The organism is Neoaquamicrobium microcysteis (genome assembly GCF_008180155.1).
GTDB classification, from domain to species: Bacteria; Pseudomonadota; Alphaproteobacteria; order Rhizobiales; family Rhizobiaceae; genus Aerobium; species Aerobium microcysteis.
The window spans coordinates 83,072-101,888 of record NZ_VSZS01000063.1 but is presented as its reverse complement, the minus strand read 5'-3'; the positions used below and the strand labels follow the sequence as shown (position 1 = coordinate 101,888).

The following is an 18,817-nucleotide window of genomic DNA, read 5'->3' as shown; positions in this document are numbered from 1 at the left end:
TGCAAAGCGATAACCATCACCGCAGGCCACAAAGCCTTAACCCTGCTTATTAAGCCGCCCGGAAGGGACCGGCGCCTACTCTCACACCCATAACGAGACGGGATAACCCGTCCGCGGGAGACCGGAACACCGGCTCTCAGGAGAGACAGGAAGGCGCAACCAATGAACACCCAGCTCAAACCCGTTTGGGCCGGCTGCGATATGCGGCTCGACCCGTTCCGGCTGCCGCAGGCGGTAAGCTACGCGGCCCGTGACGATCTCGGCGACGTGACGTTCACCATCGACCATCGCGGCGTCAGCCTGCGCAGGGTTCTCGAGCACAGCCGCCTGCCTGTGTCCATCGTGCTGCCGGCGCGCGCGTTCCGCGGCGTTGCCGCGCGTGCGATGGAGGACGGCGAAGGCAACGTCACCGTGACGCTGGAACTGCTCCATGCCGACCCGATGCTGTCGGTGCCGCTGCTGGTCGCCCACAATCTGGACGACGTGGCCGCCGACTGGCGCGCCTGGTCGGATGCCTACAATCTTCCCATGTTGCTGATCGAGGCCGACGGCGTTGCCCGCACGCTTGAAGAGTCGCTCGGGCTGGTCAAGAAAGGGCCGACGGTTGAGCGTCGCAAGGGCCGCGTTTCCAACCAGCGCCGCCCGCGGTTCCTCGCCCGCCGCCGCACCGGCAATCTCGGCCTGCGGCTGGTGGTCGACGGCGAGGAGATCATCGCCCGTCGCTGAGCGTCAGAAATTCGGGCTCACCACTGCCCAGACACCGCCGCCGAGCAGGCCGAGAAAGATCAGCCAGCCGACGACGCTGTTGGATTTGAACAGTTGAAGACACTGGTCCGGGTCGTCGATATCGAGGACCCGGATCTGCCGCGCCATATGCGCGCCCGCCGCAACCAGCCCCGCCAGCGCCGGCATCGGCACGGCGGCATTGGCGAAGGCGACGACGAAAAACAGCAGCGCGCCTCCATAGATTGCGATCAACCACTGCTTCGTCCTGTCGCCGAACAGCCGCGCCGTCGAACGCACACCCACCAGAGCATCGTCCTCCTTGTCCTGATGCGCGTAGAGCGTGTCATAGCCGATCACCCACAGGATCGAGCCGAAATAGAGCAGCAGCGGCGCGAGTTCGAGCGAGCCGAAATGCGTCGCCCAGCCCATCAGCGCACCCCACGAAAACGCCAGACCGAGAAACAGCTGCGGCCAGTCGGTAAAGCGCTTCATGAACGGGTAGATCGCGACGGTCGCCAGCGAAGCGATGCCGACGGCAACCGCGAACCAGTTGAACTGCAGCAGTACAGCAAGCCCGACGAGGCATTGGAGCAGAAGGAAGACCCAGGCCTGCCTGCGCGTGACCTTGCCGGCCGGAAGCGGGCGCGAGCGGGTGCGTGCGACCTGCTCGTCTATGTCCTTGTCCACGATGTCGTTGTAGGTGCAGCCGGCGCCCCGCATCGCGATCGCGCCCGCCATGAACAGAAGCAGATGCCACGGTGAGGGCAGAACGTCGCCCAGCGCGGCGCCCGGCTGGGCGTGTGCGGCAGCGGCCATGGCGGCGGACCACCAGCACGGCCACATCAGAAGCCACCAACCGATCGGCCGGTCCCAACGCGCAAGCTGCGCATAGGGCCAGAGCCCGCGCGGCAGCATGCGGTAGACCCAGTGGCCGGAAGGCGCGTCGGCGACGCGGCCCTGAACGTCTTTCGACTGGATGTTTTCCATCGCCGTGGAGTGACAGGGGCGGGCGCAGGCGTCAAGCGCATGCGGTGTCGCGCATGCTTGACCTGACGGCCTTGGCGACCTACCGGGAGGCGCGATCAACGACAAGCAGGGAATCGCCGCCATGAACGTACTCCTGATCGGCTCGGGCGGGCGCGAACATGCGCTGGCATGGAAGATCGCATCGTCGGCGCTGCTGACGAAGCTCTACGCCGCACCGGGCAATCCCGGCATTGCCGAAGAAGCCGAATGCGTCGCCCTCGACGTTACCGATCACGCCGCAGTGGTGACGTTCGCGCGCGAAAACGCGATCGATCTGGTTGTGGTCGGGCCGGAAGCGCCGCTGGTGGCAGGGCTGGCGGATGATCTCGCGGCGGCCGGCATCCGCGTGTTCGGCCCCTCGGCCCAAGCAGCGCAACTGGAGGGCTCCAAAGGGTTCACCAAGGATTTCTGCGCCCGCTATGACATCCCCACGGCCGCCTATGGCCGCTTTAACAACGCGCCCAAGGCCAAGGCCTATGTGCGCGGCGTGGGCGCCCCCATCGTCGTGAAGGCCGATGGCCTCGCGGCCGGCAAGGGCGTGACGGTGGCGATGACCGTGGACGAGGCATTCGAGGCCATCGACGCCTGTTTCGAAGGCGCGTTCGGCGCGGCCGGTGCCGAGGTGGTGGTGGAGGAGTTTCTGGAGGGCGAGGAAGCGAGCTTCTTCTGTATCTGCGACGGGACCACCGCACTGCCTTTCGGTACGGCGCAGGATCACAAGCGGGTAGGCGAGGGCGATACCGGCCCCAACACTGGCGGCATGGGCGCCTATTCGCCTGCTCCCGTCCTGACCGTCGATCTGGTCGAACGCGTCATGGCCGAGATCGTGCGTCCGACGATGAAGGGCATGGCCGAGATGGGCCACCCGTTCAAGGGCGTGCTGTTCGTCGGGCTGATGATGACGGCGGATGGCCCCAAGCTCATCGAATACAACACCCGCTTCGGCGACCCCGAGTGCCAGGTTCTGATGATGCGGCTGAAGGACGATCTGCTCGTGCTGATGAACGCCGCTGTCGACGGCCAGCTTTCGCACATGTCGGTGCGCTGGCGCGACGAGGCGGCGTTGACGGTGGTCTTTGCCGCGCGGGGCTACCCCGCTTCGCCGGAGAAGGGCAGCGTCATAGAAGGCGTTGACGAAGGGACGGGCGACAATGTCAGGATTTTCCACGCCGGTACGAAGCGCGACGCCGATGGCAGGCTGGTCGCTGCCGGCGGCCGTGTGCTGAACGTCACCGCGCTCGGCAGTACGGTGTCGCAGGCCCAGCAGCGCGCCTACGAAGCGCTGGACCGCATCGACTGGCCGGAAGGTTTCTGCCGGCGCGACATCGGCTGGCGCGCCATCGAACGCGAGCGGTAAACAGCTAGCGCAGGTTCAGCAGCTTGATCGCGTTTTCCTTGAGAACCAGCGGCCGCACCTCTTCCTTGATGTCGATGGCCTCGAAGTCCGACAGCCACCGGTCGGGGGTGATCGCGGGCCAGTCCGAGCCGAACAGCATCTTGTGCTTCAAGAGCGAATTGACGTAGCGCACGAGGATCGGAGGGAAGTATTTCGGCGACCAGCCGGACAGGTCGATATAGACGTTCGGCTTGTGGGTGGCGACCGACAGCGCCTCTTCCTGCCACGGGAACGAAGGGTGGGCGAGGATGATCGGCATGTCGGGGAAGTCGACGGCCACGTCGTCCAGATACATCGGGTGCGAATATTTGAGCCGCATGCCCATGCCGCCGCGCATGCCAGATCCGACGCCGGTCTGGCCGGTGTGGAACAGCGATATCGCACCTTCCTCCGCAATCGCCTCGTACAGCACGTAAGCCGAGCGATCGTTGGGATAGAACCCCTGCATCGTCGGGTGGAACTTGAAACCCTTGACGCCGAACTCGCGCACCAGACGCCGCGCCTCGCGCGCGCCGGCCTTGCCCTTTGCCGGGTCGATGGAGGCGAAGGGGATCATGATGTCGCTGTTCTTGGCCGCGATCTCCGCCACTTCCTCGTTCTTGTAGCGGCGAAAGCCGGTCTCGCGCTCGGCATCGACGGGGAAGATAACGCAGGCGATCTTGCGTTCGCGGTAGTACTCCGCCGTTTCCTGAACCGACGGCAGCATGCCCTTGGCCCCGGCCGGGTTCCTGAAATACTTGGCCATGCCGGCCTGAAACTCGTCATAGCCGTCGTCGCGCGGGCCGCAGCACGGCTCTTCAGCATGGGTGTGGATGTCGATGGCGACGAGTTCGTCGAGATTCATGATCGGTCTTCTCCGCCCGGCAAAGCGTCGCCGGTTCGATGAGTTCTGGCGTGTCGTCAGCGCCGAAAGGCGGGATCGACATCGAGCGGGTTGGGTGCCGGCTCGTGGCGCACGGTGCCCTCTGCCATGCGCTTGCGGTGGTGCGTCAGCGAGCACGCTGCAGAGCACAGCAGACCCCGGTCCGACCAATAGGCGGGGCCGTTCTCGATGAGGCCTTCGTAGTAGGCGAAGCCTTCCGTGCCGTAGAGCTTGCTGCATTCGATGCAGCGAAATTTTTCCGGGCGTGCGAGCATGTCGTTCTCCGTTCGCCGGGGAAACTAATTGCCTGAGCGGTCATGTGCAATCGCTGTTGCTGTTTGACGTTTACGTCAAAAGGTCTTAGCTCTCGGAAGAACACTGACCTGGAGGAGAATGGCGGATGTATCGCGCCCCTGTGGAGGAAATCGCCCACACGCTGAAGCACGTCGCGGGCCTGAACGCGGCGCTCGAAGGCGGCCGGCTCGGCGATCTCTCGGAAGACCTCGTGGACGCGATCCTGTCGGAGGCCGGCCGATTCGCAACCGACGAGGTGACGCCGCTGCGCAAGATCGGCGACGAGCACGGCGCCGTGCTGAAGGACGCGGCCGTTACCACGCCGCCCGGCTGGAAAGACCTTTATCGCCGCTGGGTCGAAGGCGGCTGGAACGCACTGACCGGGCCGGAGGAATTCGGTGGGCAGGGCCTGCCGAACATGCTTTCCGTCGCCGCCCTCGAGATGTGGAACTCCGGCTCCATGGCGTTCGCCATCGGCCCGACGCTCACGATGGGTGCGGTGGAGGCGCTGGACAAGCACGGCTCGGACGAGCTGAAGGCGACCTATCTGGAAAAGCTCGTCTCGGGCGAGTGGATGGGCACGATGAACCTGACCGAGCCGCAGGCGGGCTCGGACCTCGCCGCCCTGCGCACTCGCGCCGAACCGGTCGGCGACGGCACCTATCGCATCTTCGGCCAGAAGATTTTCATCACCTATGGCGAGCACGACTTCACCGACAACATCGTCCATCTGGTGCTGGCGCGGCTGCCCGACGCGCCGGCCGGCACGCGCGGCATCTCGTTGTTTCTGGTGCCGAAATTCTTCGTCAACGACGACGGATCGCTCGGCGCGCGCAACGACGCCTTCTGCGCCTCGATCGAGCACAAGATGGGCATCCACGCCTCGCCGACCTGCACCATGATCTATGGCGACGGCTTCGCGAAGGACCGCGAGCCCGGCGCGATCGGATGGCTGATCGGCGAGGAGAACAAGGGCCTTGCCTGCATGTTCACCATGATGAACAACGCGCGTCTGGCCGTTGCCATGCAGGGCGTCGCGATCGCCGAAGCCGCTCGCCAGAAGGCGCTGGCGTACGCGCAGGAGCGCCGGCAGGGCAAGGCCCTCGGCTTCGACGGCGAAGGCATGGCGCCGATCGTCCACCATGCCGACGTCAAGCGTAACCTGTTGACGATGAAGGCTCTGACGCAGGTGGCGCGCGCGATCTCCTATTCCTGCGCCCATGCGCTCGACATGGCGCATGCCTCCGAAGGCGAGGACATGCGGCACTGGCAGGACCGCGCCAACCTGTTGACTCCCATAGCAAAAGCATTCTCCACGGACATCGGGGTCGAGGTCGCTTCCATCGGCGTGCAGGTGCATGGCGGGATGGGCTACATCGAGGAGACCGGGGCGGCGGCGCTGTTGCGCGATGCGCGGATCGCCCCGATCTATGAAGGCACCAACGGCATCCAGGCGATCGATCTGGTGATGCGCAAGCTGCCGCTCGGCGGCGGCGAGCATGTGCGGGGCTATATCGCCGAGCTGCGCGAAGACATTGAAAAGCTGCGCAAATCCAACGCGGACGGCTTCGGCCGCACGGCCGAGAAGTGCGACGCCGCACTGGACGACCTGGCGGAAGCGACCTCCTTCCTGCAGGCCGCGGTGGCGGAGGGACGGCAGGAAGAGGCGCTTGCCGGGGCCACGCCCTACCTTCGACTATTCGCGCTCGCGGCGGGCGGAAGCTACCTCGTCAGGGGGGCGCTTGCAGGGGGCGATCGGGCGAGGTTGGCGCTGGCGCGCTTTTTCGCCGAAAACCTCGTAGACGAGGCCTCCGCGCTCAAAAAACGTGTCGTCGAAGGCGCAAAAAGCCTCGCCGACGCCGATTCCGCTCTCGTTTCGTGAGGAAAATAGCCATGAACGAGCATATTTCGGTCGAGCGGCGCGGTGCCGTGGCTATCATCCGCATGAACCGCCCCGACAAGAAGAATGCAATCTCGCGCGCCATGTATGCCGCGATGGCGTCGGCGCTCGCGGATGGCGACGCGGACCCGCAGATCCGGTGCCATCTGATCCTCGGCGTGCCGGGCGCGTTTTCGTCCGGCAACGACCTTGCGGATTTCATGGCGGTCGCCACCGGCGGCGAGGGCGGCATGGAGGTCTACGATTTCCTGCTGGCGCTGGCCAACGCGCAAAAGCCGATCGTGTCGGGCGTGGACGGCATCGCGGTCGGCATCGGCACGACGATCAACCTGCATTGCGACCTGACGCTGGCCACGCCGCGCACCGAGTTCCGCACGCCCTTCGTCGATCTGGGGCTGGTGCCGGAGGCGGGCTCCAGCCTGCTCGCGCCCGCCGTGCTGGGCCGCCAGCAGGCCTTCGCGCTGCTGGGGCTGGGCGAGGGCTTTTCGGCCGAGCGCGCCAGGGCCGCCGGCCTCATCTACGCCGTGGTGCCGGAGGACGAGCTGGAAAGTGCAGCACTCGAAGCCGCCGAGCGCATCGCCGAAAAGCCGCCCGAGGCGCTGAAGATCGCGCGCGACCTGATGCTGGGCGACCGCAAGGCGCTGGTGGCACGCATCAAGGAAGAGGGCGAGCATTTCCGCGCCCGGCTGAAATCCGAAGAAGCACGCAACGCCTTCGTCGCCTTCATGAGCCGCAAGAAGGCGTAGGCAGGACGAAAAAGGGCGGGACGCGAACCGGCTTGTCACGAAGTGTCGGGCGCGGGGCTGAGATGCGCTGCGCCGAGCGCCACCGCCGCGAGCCTGAGCAGGGAGCCCAGAGCATCGCGCAGCGCCGGCATCCGGACGGACGGCGATGCGGCGGGTTCAAGGCTGGCCAGCCTGCATGATGCGACAAGCAGCCTTGCCTCTCTGTCCAGTTGCCGTGCCAGCGCGCGAAGGCTGGCGGCGAGCCGCATGGCATCCGCCGGGCCCGTGCCCGCAGGCACGACCGGCATCGCGCCGAATGGCGCGTCGCCTTCGACGAAATCGCGCGCCACGGCCTCGGCCCGCCGCAGCAACCACAAAACGAGGCTGCGGACGAGGGGTGACCGCCCGGCGGCGCGCTCGGCCAGAACCGCAAGCGCGCAGAGGAGGGCGACGATGCGGCCGAGCGCTTCAAGCTCCTCCTCCAGTGCATCGTTCCAGTCCATGTCCGTCGCTCCGTTGTCTGGCGGGCATTGTCCGCGAGGTGCGGAGGCAGGTGGACAGGATTTTTGGCCCGCTTCTGGCCGATGCTGAAAATGGGATGTGTCTGGCCACGAGCGGACGCGATGCGGGGGCGGCGATTGTGGGCTGGGAAGCGGAATGGCGGCTTTAAGGCGACGAAGTTTGGAAAGCTGCCCTTGAGGTGGCCGCCGCACCCCCATCGGCAACGCGCCTCCATATCGATCATTGCGCTAGTCGCGGCCCCAGCCCAGAAGCCGACACGAGTGACTCAGGGCTCGTTGGCTCGATGAGCCGCCTTGCGAGCACTGATCTAGGGCTGGGCGTGCCTGCCTTACCACAGCGTCACCCACCGCCACCGCATCGCCGCCGGCGAGCCGTTCTTCGCTGGTGACCTAACCGAGCGCAAATCTGTGCGAAACGTCAGAGTGATCGACAGCGGAAACTATGGCGTGGCGCGCTAGATCATATCTTTGAATGTGACGTAAAACCCCAGCAGTAAGGCGACAATTGTAAGCCCTGCGTAGAGCCAGTGCTCATTGATCCATTCGATCACTGCGACGGGGTGAAACCCATGCTGGTCACCCCAGGTCGCTTTAGTCTTAAGCGAGCCATCAAGCACGCGATCCAGGAGGTTCGCGACCACGTCCACCTTCCGTAGCGTCGACTGATGCAGCTTAACGTATTCTTGCCTTTCGAACGCCTCGGCCTCACCGGCGCCGGTCAGGGCGTCCTTTGCGGTGATGTCGTTCATCTCCATAAGGCTGTGGAGGCGTCCAGAGCCACCATGCGGCGCGTACTTAACTCCAAAAAGAGCCACTAGCTCCCGTGCCAAGTCGATCTTCTTGCCGTCTGCGACAGAAACTGGCTCGCCCTTGAGCACTCGATATCGGTGCTCAATCGCCTGGAAGCCGTAGTTAATGTCCCGCATGTTCCAGTGGATGAAGGAGTGGTCCGGCTTTGTCTTAAGGTAGGCATAGAACTCGGCGAGCATCTCCTTCTCAAGCTCGTCGTACTTCGCCGTTATGTCAGCCAGCGGCACTCCTTTGAGCTCCGCGTTCTTGTGGATCGAGAACGAGGTCGTTTGTCCGCTCTCGAACTCGCGGATCGCAATTGAGGTAACACGAGGCGTCCTGCCGTCCTTGATGTCGTAGAAGGACTCGCAACTGTAATGGATGACGAGACACATATCGCGCCGCGAGTCGATCGCATCTAATCGCTTGCGGACTTCCTTACGGGCTCGCAGCTTCTGAAGTTCTTTCCCCATCCCACCTCCCTGACGATCTAACCGCAGGAACATGGTGGATTTCAGCCTAACTGTCTATTATCGACACTTCGCCGCAGGCCTTCCTTCAAGGACTATTTCAACAATCCTTGGCACTATGTTAGCCTTCCGGCGAAGGTGGGAACCATGGGCGAGCTCGAACTCCGCTTCAAGATCGACAAGTTTCGACCCGAGACGATTCCCATGGAGCGCCTCGGCGAGTATCTGGTCGCGTTGGCGAAGATGTTAGGCGAGAAGGCGGAGGTCCACTTCAAGGAGCTGGCGACCGGCAGCACGGTCGTCGTCCACCGGGTCGAGGAGGAGGCTGCTGCGGACGTCGAGGAGCGCATCGCTCTTGTCGCAAACGGAACGGCTGACGTGGTCCACCTCAACGCGTACAAGGAGGTCAACGCCCTGCTGAAGGCCGACGACGCCACTGGCGTACTGACGCGCGAGCATGGTGGCGGGAAGCTCCTGGCATTTCCTGGTAAGTATACGCCCGAGCCGGCGAAGCCGCAGGTCATTACGCAGGTCGGAACCATCGACGGCGTCGTCATCAAGCTGGGGGGGAGGGACAGCACAGTTCCCGTCACGATCCAAGACGGTGACAAAGTCTACATCTGCAACACCACCCGCGCAATCGCCCGCGCATTGGGAGCGCACCTGTTCGGTCGCGAGCTTCGCCTGAGCGGCAAAGGCGAATGGCATCGGCCCGAGAGCGGCACGTGGGTGCTCAAGAAGTTTGATATCGCTGACTTCATCGAGCTTGACGACACTCCCCTCCAGGATCTGGTCAAGACGCTTCGCCAATCGCCGGGCACGTGGGGCGAAGGTGGTGACGCGTGGGACGAGATCTGGGTATTGCGCGGCGGCGAAGAGGACGAGCTTTGACGGTCGTTTTTGATACCAACCTCGCGATCATGCTCGTCCGTCCCGATGCGATGCTGGCCAAGGACGCGAAAGGCGTGATGATTTCGCACGCGAAGGAACGGGTCGACGGACTCCTAGCTCAACTCGCTGCCGATAGGACCAAGATCGTCATCCCCACGCCGGTGCTGGCCGAGGTGCTTGTTCGCAGCGATGAGGACGAGCGAGCGGCGCTGATCGCACGCTTCACCCGATCCGCATCGTTTCGGGTCGAAGCGTTCGACGAACGTGCAGCCATGGAGCTCGCCGATATTGAGAAGAAGGCTATCGACGGAGGCGACAAGCGTGGCGGCGTTCAAGGGCCGTGGACGAAGATCAGGTTCGACCGACAGATCGTGGCGATCGCCCGCGTCGCAGGTGCCGATACCATCTACACCGACGACGGCGACCTCGCGAAACACGCGTTCAATCGCGGCATCAGGACGGTCGGCATTGGCAGCCTCGATATCCCTGCATCGCTAGCCCAGACGTCGCTCGATCTCGGTTTCCGACCCCGTCGCCACATCAACCTAGACCTTGTCGACACTGAGCCGGTAGATCCCGACGCGCCGGCGGCTTGAAGCGAGAGGCCATTGGAAGAAAGGCAAAACCTAAAGGCAGTTTGAGGCGTCGAAGTCCGCTTCTCGTTCGCAGTGCCAACAGCGGCCTGTCTGCCACCGACCCTGCACGAGCCGGTATCTGACTTCCTTTCGAAGGGCCGTTTCGGGCTGCTGCCAAACCAAGCTGAATGACCGAAACGACGTCGAAAGCCTCGAACCGCTTCTCCCCGTCTCCCCCCTCACGGATAAAGCCGCGTCTTCCTCCACCCATCGCCAGTTGCCTCGAAAAGCACGCGGTCGTGCAGGCGGAAGGGGCGGTCGTGCCAGAATTCGATGGAGGAGGGCCTGATGCGGAAGCCCGACCAGTGGGCCGGGCGGGGTATGTCGCCTATGGCGTAGCGGGCGGTGTATTCGGCGACCGCCTTTTCCAGCGCGAAGCGGGTTTCGAGCGGGCGGGACTGTGCCGAGGCCCATGCGCCGATGCGGCTGCCGCGCGGGCGGGTGGCGAAATAGGCGTCGGCTTCTTCAGGCGTGACCTGCTCCACCGGGCCGCGCACGCGCACCTGCCTGCGCAGGCTCTTCCAGTGGAAGCACATCGCCGCCTTCATCGAGGACAGGATTTCGCGACCCTTGGCGCTCTCGCAATTGGTGTAGAAGACGAAGCCGTGCTCGTCGAAACCCTTGAGCAGCACCATGCGTACATTCGGCAGGCCATCGGGATCGACGGTCGCCAGCGCCAGCGCGGTCGGGTCGTTGGGCTCGGCCGTCGTGGCATCGTTCAGCCAGCGGGCAAACAGCGCATAGGGCTCGGCGCTTTCGGTAAAATCACCGTCCGTTAACCCTGTCTCTGTCATCATGCCGCTCTTTGGTGCTGTGGAACTGACTGGAGATTGCCCATTGGCGCGTCCGGCGCAAGCTTTCTGTGGATGGGGCAGGGCGGGTTTCCGTTGGTTCAGCCGGCGTGAGGCCGCCTGTCTGCTGGCCGTCCTGGCGCTTTCGGGCTGCGGCGCGCGGGGCTTTTCCATCGAGGACGCGGTGCCCGACCGGTCGATCGTGACGGGCTCGGTGTCGCGCCCGCAGCCGCCCGCCGCCAACGACGCGGTCAGGACGTCCGACGAAACCACCATCGGCAATGCGGTGTCGTCGGCAATCGTCGATGAAGTGGGCGAGAGCGGCGTCGGCTGGGCCAATGCGGCGACGGGATCGCGCGGCGCGATCAGCTCCATCCTCGAAACGAAGGATCGCGGCTATCTGTGCCGCCGCTTCACCACCTCGCGCGAGAGCTTCGACGGGGTGAGCCTCTACAGCGGCGAAACCTGCCTCAGCCCGGCCAAGACCTGGGTGATGACGTCGTTCAGCCAGATCGACTGATCGACAAAAAGCGCCTGCTACGCTGGAATTTCTTCCTAACAGTGCGCATATAGTGGACGACAACCCCATTCTTCGGCAGACAGGACATCATGCGCGATCCCTACGACGTATTGGGCGTTGCGAAGAACGCCTCTGCGAAAGACATCAAGTCGGCGTTCCGCAAGCTCGCCAAGAAATATCACCCGGACCAGAACCCGGGCGACCCCAAGGCCAAGGACCGCTTCGCCGAAGCGAACCAGGCCTATGAGGTGGTCGGCGACGAGACGAAGCGCGGCCAGTTCGACCGCGGCGAGATCGACGCCAGCGGCAAGCCGCGCTTCGCCAATTTCGAAGGTGCGGGCGGCGGCGATCCCTTCGGCGCGTTCCGGCGCGCGGGCGGTGCAGGCCCCGGCGGTGCGCGGTTCGAGTTTCGCTCGGCCGGGCCGGGACAGGGCGGCGACCCGTTCGGCGATGCGGGCGACATCTTCAGCGAGCTGTTCGGCCAGTCGTTCCGGCGCGGGCCAGCCGGCGGCGGCGCGGGGCAGGATGCGGCGGGCTCGGACGTCAACGTCACGCTCGACGTGACGGTCGAGGAAATCGCCACCGCCGCCAAGGTGACGGCGTCGTTTTCGGACGGCCGCAAGGTCGGCATCAAGCTGCCGGCCTTCGTCGAGGACGGCCAGACCATCCGCCTCAAGGGGCAGGGCGGCGCAGCGATGCCAGGCGTGAAGCCGGGCGATGCGCTGGTGAAAATTCGCCTGAGGAAGCACCCGCTCTACCGCGTCGAAGGCCGCGACCTGCATGTCGATGTGCCCGTGCCGCTGGCAGATGCCGTGCTGGGCGCGAAGGTTGCGGTGGAGACGCCCTACGGCCGGCTCGCCGTCTCGATACCCGCATGGTCGAGCTCCGACCGCAAGCTGCGGCTGAAGGGCAAGGGCCTGCCGCTGAAGGCAGGCGGCCACGGCGACCTCTACGCCCATGTGCGCATCATGCTGCCCGAGGGCGGCGATCCTGAACTCGAAGCCCTGATACGAAAGACGAAGGCTTCAACTTGAAGCCTTCAACCGCCTGTGCGATAGGGCTCCAAAACATCAAATGATGCGGAGAAACGTCTCATGGCGGCAGGAAACGGCCTTTTGGCAGGCAAGCGTGGCCTCATCATGGGGGTCGCCAACAACAGGTCGATTGCCTGGGGCATAGCCAAGGCGTGCGCCGATGCGGGCGCCGAACTCGCACTGACCTATCAGGGCGAGGCGTTCCGCAAGCGCGTCGAGCCGCTGGCGTCCGAGCTCGGCGCTCACGTGGCGGGCGATTGCGACGTGACCGACATGGACAGCGTCGATGCCGTGTTCGCGGGGCTTGAGCAGAAGTGGGGCAAGCTCGACTTCCTCGTCCACGCCATCGCCTTTTCCGACAAGGAAGAGCTGGACGGCCGCTACGTCGATACCACCCGCGCCAACTTCCAGCGCACCATGGACATCTCGGTCTATTCGTTCACGGCCGTCGCGCAGCGCGCCGAAAAGCTGATGAGCGAAGGCGGCTCGATGCTGACGCTGACCTATTACGGCGCCGAAAAGGTGATGCCGCACTACAACGTCATGGGCGTGGCCAAGGCGGCGCTGGAGGCCAGCGTGCGCTATCTGGCGGTGGATCTCGGCGGCTCGAAGGTGCGCGTCAACGCGATCTCGGCGGGCCCGATCAAGACGCTGGCCGCATCCGGCATCGGCGACTTCCGCTACATCCTCAAGTGGAACGAGTACAACGCGCCGCTGAAGAAGACGGTGTCGATCGAGGAGGTCGGCAATTCGGCCCTCTACCTGCTGTCGGACCTTTCCAACGGCGTCACCGGCGAAGTGCACCACGTCGATGCCGGCTACCACGTCGTGGGCATGAAGGCGGTGGACGCGCCCGACATTTCCGGCGTCAAGGAATGATGGGCAGCATCGTCTATTTCGTCCGCCACGGACAGACCGACTGGAACGCCGAGGGAAGACTTCAGGGGCAGGCCGACACCGACCTGAACGATTTCGGCCGCGCGCAGGCGACCCGCAACGGCGAACTGTTGCGCACGCTGGTCGTGCAGCCTGAGGCCTTCGACTTCGTCGCGAGCCCGATGAGGCGCACGCGCGAGACGATGGAGCGTCTGCGGAGAGCGATGGGGCTTCCCGCCGAGGGCTACCGCACCGACGAGCGGCTGGTGGAGGTGAACTTCGGCGCGTGGCAGGAACGCACCTTCGCGGAGCTCGAAACGGTCGATCCGGGCTGCTTTGCGCGCCGCGAGGAAGACAAGTGGCGCTTCGTGCCGCCGGGCGACGGGGCCGAAAGCTACGAAGCGCTGACGCGGCGCATCCGGCCGTTTCTGGAAGGTATCGCGGGCGACACGGTCTGCGTCACCCATGGCGGCGTGCTGCGCGCCATCTTCAGCCTGACGGATACGCTGCCGCCGGAAGAATGCGCGGCGCTGCAAATCCCGCAGGACCGGGTCCTGCGCCTGCGCGACGGCCGGCTGGAGTGGCTTTCGTAGGCGCTATTCGTAGATGACGAGGTCGGTGACCATGTTCTCGCCGCCGACATTGTCGTAGGCGAGCACGACCTCGGCGCCTTCCTCCAGAGCCTCGACGTCGAACTCACCCGACAGCTTGTAGGTGTTGCCGTTGTCGAGCGTGATCGTCAGCGCCTCGCGATCGACGCTTGCAATCGTGCCCTCGTCGTCTGCGGCCATGGCCGTGCCCGAAAAGAAGGCCACGCTGGCGGCGAAGAAAAGCGCGGGAAGAAGCCCTTTGACAGTACGCATCGTCTTTCCTCATCTGAACGGCTTCGGCGTTTTCGAAGCTGCGTCTCTTTCGATATGTCACGAAAGCAGAAACAGCCCGACTATGTCAAAATTTAGCGTCGGCTGCATGTTTGACGCGTTTGCCAAAGGCCAATAGAAGCGTCGCGGAAACCGTCCACAGGCCCCGCCATGTCGCACAACACATTCGGTCATCTTTTTCGCGTCACGACGTGGGGCGAGAGCCATGGGCCGGCGCTGGGCTGCGTGGTCGACGGGTGCCCGCCCGGCATCAGGTTCACGGTGGCCGACATTCAGGCCGAACTCGACCGGCGTCGGCCGGGCCAGTCGCGTTTCGTCACGCAGCGCCGCGAGCCCGACCAAGTGAAGGTGCTGTCGGGCGTGGTTGCCGACGAGGCCCATCCCGACACGCTGGTGACGACCGGTACGCCCATCTCGATGATGATCGAGAACGTGGACCAGCGCTCGAAGGACTATGGCGAGATCGCGCAGCAATATCGCCCCGGCCATGCCGACTATGCCTATGACGTGAAATACGGCGTCCGCGACTATCGCGGCGGCGGGCGCTCATCCGCGCGCGAAACGGCGGCGCGGGTGGCGGCAGGCGCGTTGGCGCGCAAGGTGGTGCCCGGCCTCGTCGTGCGCGGCGCGCTGGTTGCGATGGGCGAAAAGGAGATCGACCGCGACAACTGGAACTGGGGCTTCGTCGAGAGCGGCGACAACCCGTTCTTCACCCCCGATCCGGCGTCGGTTGCGGTCTTCGCCGACTATCTGGACGAAGTGCGCAAGGCCGGCTCGTCGGTCGGCGCGCTGATAGAGATTGTGGCGGAAGGCGTGCCGGCAGGCCTCGGCGCGCCGGTCTATGCCAAGCTCGACCAGGACATCGCGTCCAACCTGATGTCCATCAATGCCGTGAAGGGCGTTGAGATCGGCGACGGTTTCGCCACCGCGCGCATGACCGGCGAAGAGAACGCCGACGAGATGCGCATCGGCAATGACGGCAAGCCGCTTTTCCTCGCCAACCATGCCGGCGGGATCCTTGGCGGTATCTCGACCGGACAGCCGGTCGTCGCCCGCTTTGCCGTCAAGCCGACATCGTCGATCCTCACCCCGCGCCGCTCGGTGGACGTGGAGGGGAAAGAGGTCGATGTGCGCACCAAGGGCAGGCACGACCCATGTGTCGGCATCCGCGCCGTTCCGATCGGCGAGGCCATGGTTGCCTGCGCGATCGCCGACCACTATCTGCGGCACCGTGGCCAGACGGGGCGGTGAATAGTGAATGGGGCTGGAGATGAGCATGAGAACTGACCATAAGCGGATTCACGCAGCCTCCGGTGTTGCGCCCATTCACCATTCACCCTTCACTATTCACCACCACGGCTGACGCATGGCATACGACCAGAAGAAGATCGTCGAGGCGCTGCGCGCATTCGAAAACGGCGAGATCGTCGTCGTGATGGACGATGACGGGCGCGAGAACGAGGGCGACCTGATCGTCGCGGCGGTGCATTGCACGCCCGAGAAGATGGCCTTCATCGTGCGCCACACGTCCGGCATCGTCTGTGCGCCGATGCCGCGCGACGAGGCCAAGCGGCTGAACCTCCAGCCGATGGTGGCCGACAACGACGCGCCGCATTCGACGGCGTTTACCGTCAGCGTGGATTTCAAGCACGGCACCACGACCGGCATTTCGGCCGAGGACCGTACGCTGACCGTGCGCAACCTGGCCAACGGCAATGTGGGCGCGGCCGATTTCGTGCGTCCGGGCCACATCTTCCCGCTGGTGGCGCGCGAGGGCGGCGTGCTGATGCGCTCCGGCCATACGGAGGCAGCGGTAGACCTTTGCAAGCTGGCCGGCCTGCCGCCGGTCGGCGTCATCTGCGAGCTGGTCAACGACGACGGCACGGTGATGCGCGGGCCGCAGGTGTCTTCATTTGCCGAAACACACGGCCTGAAGCAGGTATCGGTCGCCGACCTGATCGCCTACCGCCAGCGTCAGGAGACGCTGATCGAGCGCATCGACTGCTTCGACGTCGAGACGGTGGCGGGCCCGGCAAAGGCCTATACCTATCGCCTGCCCTGGGATGCCATGCAGCACTTCGTCGTCGTGTTCGGCGATATTCGCGACGGCGTGGACGTGCCGGTTCGCCTGCACCCGGAAAACGTCGTTTCCGACGTGTTCGGGCCCGACAGCCGGCTGGACGAGATCATGCGCCGGATGGGGGAAACGAAGCGCGGGGTGATCGTCTACCTGCGCGAAGGTTCCGTGGGTGTCGGATCGAGCAGCCGCAACCGCCCGCCGCACGGCGGCTCGGAAGCGCATGACGAGGCGCTTCGGCGCGAGAGCGAATGGCGCGAGATCGGGCTCGGCGCGCAAATCCTGCGCGATCTGGGCATTTCGTCGATCCAGCTCATCACGTCGCGCGAGAAGCACTATGTCGGGCTGGAAGGCTTCGGCATCGAGATCAGCTCCACCGAAATCCTCTGAAACGCGAAAAAGCTCCGGCGCGGACGCCGGAGCCTTTCTTGACAGGGCAGGGCCTATTCGGCGGGCTGTGCCAGTGCGCTACCGGTGCGGGCACTTGGCTCTCCACCCAGCACGTGCTGCCCGAGCAGTACCGTCAGCAGGGCGGCGCTGCCCGAGATGACGGATACCCAGAAGCCGTTCTGCGGGCCGAACGTGTCCACGACCCATCCGGCGGCGAACGCGCCGAACGCCATGCCGATGCCGATGCCGGTCATCACCCAGGTGACGCCCTCGGTGAGCATGGATTCGGGCACGCGGCGCTCGATCAGCCCGAACGCGGTGATGAAGGTCGGCGATACGGCTAGCCCGCTGACGAACACGGCAACCACCAGCAGTGCGACCGTATCGGCAAAAAGCAGCGGCACTGTCGTCAGCGCGATGATCGTCACCGCGATGGCAAGCTGGCGCTGAAGCGGCATCTTCAGGTTGAGCGCGCCGAGGACAAGCCCGACGACAAAGGAGCCGGCGGCATAGACGCCGATGACCAGCGTTGCGGCCCCCGGCTGGCCGAGCTCCTTGGTGATCGCCACGGCGCTGACTTCGGCTGTAGCGAAGATGGCCCCGATGAAGATCAGTGCCAGCGTGACGATCTGCACCGGCCTCTGCCGTATCGCCGAACGTCCCGGGCCATCCGTCGAAACGTGCACGGCGGGTTCCGTTGAGCGCTGGAGGAGAAACGCCGTCATGCCCACGGCCAGAAACAGCGTGCTGGCAAGCATGCCCGCTTCCGGGAACAGCGCGACGGCAAGGCCCACGGAAAGCGATGCGCCGGCGATATAGACGAGCTCGTCGGCCACGGATTCGAACGCGAAAGCGGTGTTGATCTGTGGCCTGCCACGGAAGATTTCGGTCCAGCGCGCGCGCACCATCGCGGGCATGGAGGGCATGGCGGCGGCCAGGAAGGCCGAGACGAAAAGGGTCCAGACCGGCCATTCCTGATTGGTCGCGGCGATTAGCACCAGGAATGCGATGACCGAGACGAAGGTGGCGGGCGCAGCGATGACCGATTGGCCCCGCCCGTCGATCAAACGCGATATCTGCGGCGCGACGAACGCGTTTGTGAGAGCGAAGGTGGCCGAGACCGCGCCGGCCAGCCAGTATTCGCCGCGCGCCTGAGACAGCATGGCGACGATGCCGATGGGCGCCATGGCGATGGGCAGGCGGGCGATGAAGCCTGCCGCGGCAAACCCTTTCGCCCCTCTCGCCCGGAAGATTTCTGCATAGGGATTTGCCATAAGAAACTCCTCGATTTTCCCGTGTCGGCGACATACATACGTCGCGTATGACTATCGAGGTAAGTTCATACGCTGCGTATGTCAATTGGCATACGACGCGTATGTGTATTGGTGCAGAGAGAAAATGCCATGGCGCACAGACCGCGCAGCGAGATGATCGCGGAAACGAAATGCAAGCTGCTGGAAAGCGCCCGCCGCGCCTTCGGCACGGTGGGCTATGCGGATGCGTCGATGGACGATTTCACCGCCGAGGCCGGGCTGACGCGTGGCGCGATCTACCACCATTTCGGCGGCAAGAAGGGGCTGCTGGAAGCCGTCATCATGCAGATCGACGCCGAGATGACGGAGCGACTGCACGAGGTTTCCAAACGCGCTTCCAATCCGTGGGATGGGTTCGTGGACGAATGTCTCGCCTATGTGGAAATGGCGCTTGAGCCGGAAATCCAGCGGATCGTGCACCGGGACGGCCCGGCCGTGCTGGGCGACCCGCTGGGCTGGAGCAACCAAGAAGGGTGCCTGGCCGCCATGATGAAGCATGTGCGCACGCTCAAGCAGCAAGGCTACATCCGCCAAGAGCTCGACCCCGAGGCGACGGCGCGTCTCATCAACGGCGTGTCGCTTCACGGTGCGCAGTGGATCGCCAATTCGCACGACCCGAAGCAGGCGTCCGATCGCATAGTAATCGCCTTTCGCGCATTGCTCGAAGGACTGTTGACAACAAGTAACGTGAACTAGTGAG

At 64.7% G+C, this 18,817-nt stretch carries 21 protein-coding genes; 13 read left to right on the top strand and 8 right to left on the bottom strand.

All coding sequences use genetic code 11. The features are described 5' to 3' along the window. The first annotated feature begins 162 nt into the window (after nucleotides 1-162). A complete protein-coding gene (locus tag FY036_RS12485; RefSeq protein ID WP_148915068.1) occupies nucleotides 163-726 on the top strand; it encodes a DUF6101 family protein in 564 nt (187 codons plus the stop codon). 3 nt (nucleotides 727-729) lie between these two features. Here FY036_RS12485 and ubiA read toward each other — a convergent pair whose 3' ends face one another. Then, nucleotides 730-1,713 (bottom strand): 4-hydroxybenzoate octaprenyltransferase, encoded by a 984-nt coding sequence (gene ubiA, locus FY036_RS12480; protein WP_148915067.1) that lies wholly within the window; start codon nucleotides 1,711-1,713, stop codon nucleotides 730-732. A gap of 121 nt (nucleotides 1,714-1,834) precedes the next feature. Here ubiA and purD point away from each other — a divergent pair, with 121 nt between their 5' ends. Further along, nucleotides 1,835-3,109 (top strand): phosphoribosylamine--glycine ligase, encoded by a 1,275-nt coding sequence (gene purD / locus FY036_RS12475; protein ID WP_148915066.1) that lies wholly within the window; start codon nucleotides 1,835-1,837, stop codon nucleotides 3,107-3,109. A 4-nt stretch (nucleotides 3,110-3,113) separates the two neighbouring features. Here purD and FY036_RS12470 read toward each other — a convergent pair whose 3' ends face one another. Together FY036_RS12470 and FY036_RS12465 are read right to left on the bottom strand one after the other, a co-directional pair. Further along, the gene (locus FY036_RS12470; RefSeq protein ID WP_148915065.1) at nucleotides 3,114-3,992 is read right to left on the bottom strand and encodes an amidohydrolase family protein; all 879 of its coding nucleotides are present in this window, start codon (nucleotides 3,990-3,992) and stop codon (nucleotides 3,114-3,116) included. A 56-nt stretch (nucleotides 3,993-4,048) separates the two neighbouring features. Then, nucleotides 4,049-4,285 (bottom strand): hypothetical protein, encoded by a 237-nt coding sequence (locus FY036_RS12465; RefSeq protein ID WP_148915064.1) that lies wholly within the window; start codon nucleotides 4,283-4,285, stop codon nucleotides 4,049-4,051. Nucleotides 4,286-4,410: 125 nt separating this feature from the next. Here FY036_RS12465 and FY036_RS12460 point away from each other — a divergent pair, with 125 nt between their 5' ends. Beyond that, nucleotides 4,411-6,186, top strand: coding sequence for an acyl-CoA dehydrogenase (locus FY036_RS12460; protein WP_148915063.1), 1,776 nt, complete (start codon nucleotides 4,411-4,413; stop codon nucleotides 6,184-6,186). An 11-nt stretch (nucleotides 6,187-6,197) separates the two neighbouring features. Then, nucleotides 6,198-6,950, top strand: coding sequence for a crotonase/enoyl-CoA hydratase family protein (locus FY036_RS12455; protein WP_148915062.1), 753 nt, complete (start codon nucleotides 6,198-6,200; stop codon nucleotides 6,948-6,950). A gap of 35 nt (nucleotides 6,951-6,985) precedes the next feature. Here the strand turns inward: FY036_RS12455 and FY036_RS12450 are convergent, their stop codons facing one another. Next, the gene (locus tag FY036_RS12450; RefSeq protein ID WP_148915061.1) at nucleotides 6,986-7,432 is read right to left on the bottom strand and encodes a hypothetical protein; all 447 of its coding nucleotides are present in this window, start codon (nucleotides 7,430-7,432) and stop codon (nucleotides 6,986-6,988) included. A gap of 473 nt (nucleotides 7,433-7,905) precedes the next feature. After that, on the bottom strand, nucleotides 7,906-8,712 hold the full coding sequence (locus FY036_RS12445) for a hypothetical protein (protein ID WP_148915060.1): 807 nt from the start codon (nucleotides 8,710-8,712) through the stop codon (nucleotides 7,906-7,908). 144 nt (nucleotides 8,713-8,856) lie between these two features. Here FY036_RS12445 and FY036_RS12440 point away from each other — a divergent pair, with 144 nt between their 5' ends. Then, nucleotides 8,857-9,600, top strand: coding sequence for a hypothetical protein (locus FY036_RS12440; protein ID WP_148915059.1), 744 nt, complete (start codon nucleotides 8,857-8,859; stop codon nucleotides 9,598-9,600). After that, complete coding sequence (locus FY036_RS12435; protein WP_148915058.1) at nucleotides 9,597-10,196, top strand: PIN domain-containing protein; 600 nt, start codon at nucleotides 9,597-9,599, stop codon at nucleotides 10,194-10,196. Before FY036_RS12440 ends, FY036_RS12435 begins: the two co-directional genes overlap by 4 nt. 218 nt (nucleotides 10,197-10,414) lie before the next feature. Here the strand turns inward: FY036_RS12435 and pdxH are convergent, their stop codons facing one another. Next, the gene (gene pdxH, locus FY036_RS12430) at nucleotides 10,415-11,029 is read right to left on the bottom strand and encodes a pyridoxamine 5'-phosphate oxidase (RefSeq protein WP_148915264.1); all 615 of its coding nucleotides are present in this window, start codon (nucleotides 11,027-11,029) and stop codon (nucleotides 10,415-10,417) included. A 43-nt stretch (nucleotides 11,030-11,072) separates the two neighbouring features. Here pdxH and FY036_RS12425 point away from each other — a divergent pair, with 43 nt between their 5' ends. The 4 genes from FY036_RS12425 to FY036_RS12410 all read left to right on the top strand — a co-directional run bounded on the left by FY036_RS12425 (nucleotide 11,073) and on the right by FY036_RS12410 (nucleotide 14,049). Beyond that, nucleotides 11,073-11,546: an RT0821/Lpp0805 family surface protein gene (locus FY036_RS12425; protein ID WP_235897652.1), complete on the top strand. Its 474-nt coding sequence runs from the start codon at nucleotides 11,073-11,075 to the stop codon at nucleotides 11,544-11,546. A gap of 89 nt (nucleotides 11,547-11,635) precedes the next feature. Beyond that, the gene (locus tag FY036_RS12420) at nucleotides 11,636-12,580 is read left to right on the top strand and encodes a DnaJ C-terminal domain-containing protein (protein WP_148915056.1); all 945 of its coding nucleotides are present in this window, start codon (nucleotides 11,636-11,638) and stop codon (nucleotides 12,578-12,580) included. A gap of 60 nt (nucleotides 12,581-12,640) precedes the next feature. After that, nucleotides 12,641-13,459, top strand: a complete 819-nt coding sequence (fabI, locus tag FY036_RS12415; RefSeq protein ID WP_148915055.1) for an enoyl-ACP reductase FabI — start codon at nucleotides 12,641-12,643, stop codon at nucleotides 13,457-13,459. Then, nucleotides 13,459-14,049, top strand: coding sequence for a histidine phosphatase family protein (locus FY036_RS12410; protein ID WP_148915263.1), 591 nt, complete (start codon nucleotides 13,459-13,461; stop codon nucleotides 14,047-14,049). The genes fabI and FY036_RS12410 overlap by 1 nt, the downstream gene beginning before the upstream one ends. Nucleotides 14,050-14,052: 3 nt before the next feature. Here the strand turns inward: FY036_RS12410 and FY036_RS12405 are convergent, their stop codons facing one another. Further along, nucleotides 14,053-14,319: a DUF1344 domain-containing protein gene (locus FY036_RS12405; protein WP_148915054.1), complete on the bottom strand. Its 267-nt coding sequence runs from the start codon at nucleotides 14,317-14,319 to the stop codon at nucleotides 14,053-14,055. Nucleotides 14,320-14,487: 168 nt separating this feature from the next. On the opposite strand from FY036_RS12405, the gene aroC reads away from it, so the two are divergent. Both aroC and ribB read left to right on the top strand, forming a co-directional pair. Beyond that, entirely contained in the window at nucleotides 14,488-15,588 is a 1,101-nt protein-coding gene (gene aroC / locus FY036_RS12400; RefSeq protein ID WP_148915053.1) for a chorismate synthase, read from the top strand. Nucleotides 15,589-15,703: 115 nt separating this feature from the next. Continuing rightward, a complete protein-coding gene (ribB, locus tag FY036_RS12395) occupies nucleotides 15,704-16,804 on the top strand; it encodes a 3,4-dihydroxy-2-butanone-4-phosphate synthase (protein ID WP_148915052.1) in 1,101 nt (366 codons plus the stop codon). Between the two features lie 53 nt (nucleotides 16,805-16,857). On the opposite strand, the gene FY036_RS12390 is transcribed toward ribB, so the two are convergent. Then, nucleotides 16,858-18,078, bottom strand: coding sequence for an MFS transporter (locus FY036_RS12390; protein WP_148915051.1), 1,221 nt, complete (start codon nucleotides 18,076-18,078; stop codon nucleotides 16,858-16,860). Nucleotides 18,079-18,207: 129 nt separating this feature from the next. Here FY036_RS12390 and FY036_RS12385 point away from each other — a divergent pair, with 129 nt between their 5' ends. After that, entirely contained in the window at nucleotides 18,208-18,813 is a 606-nt protein-coding gene (locus tag FY036_RS12385) for a TetR/AcrR family transcriptional regulator (protein ID WP_148915050.1), read from the top strand. The last annotated feature ends 4 nt before the right edge of the window (nucleotides 18,814-18,817 follow it).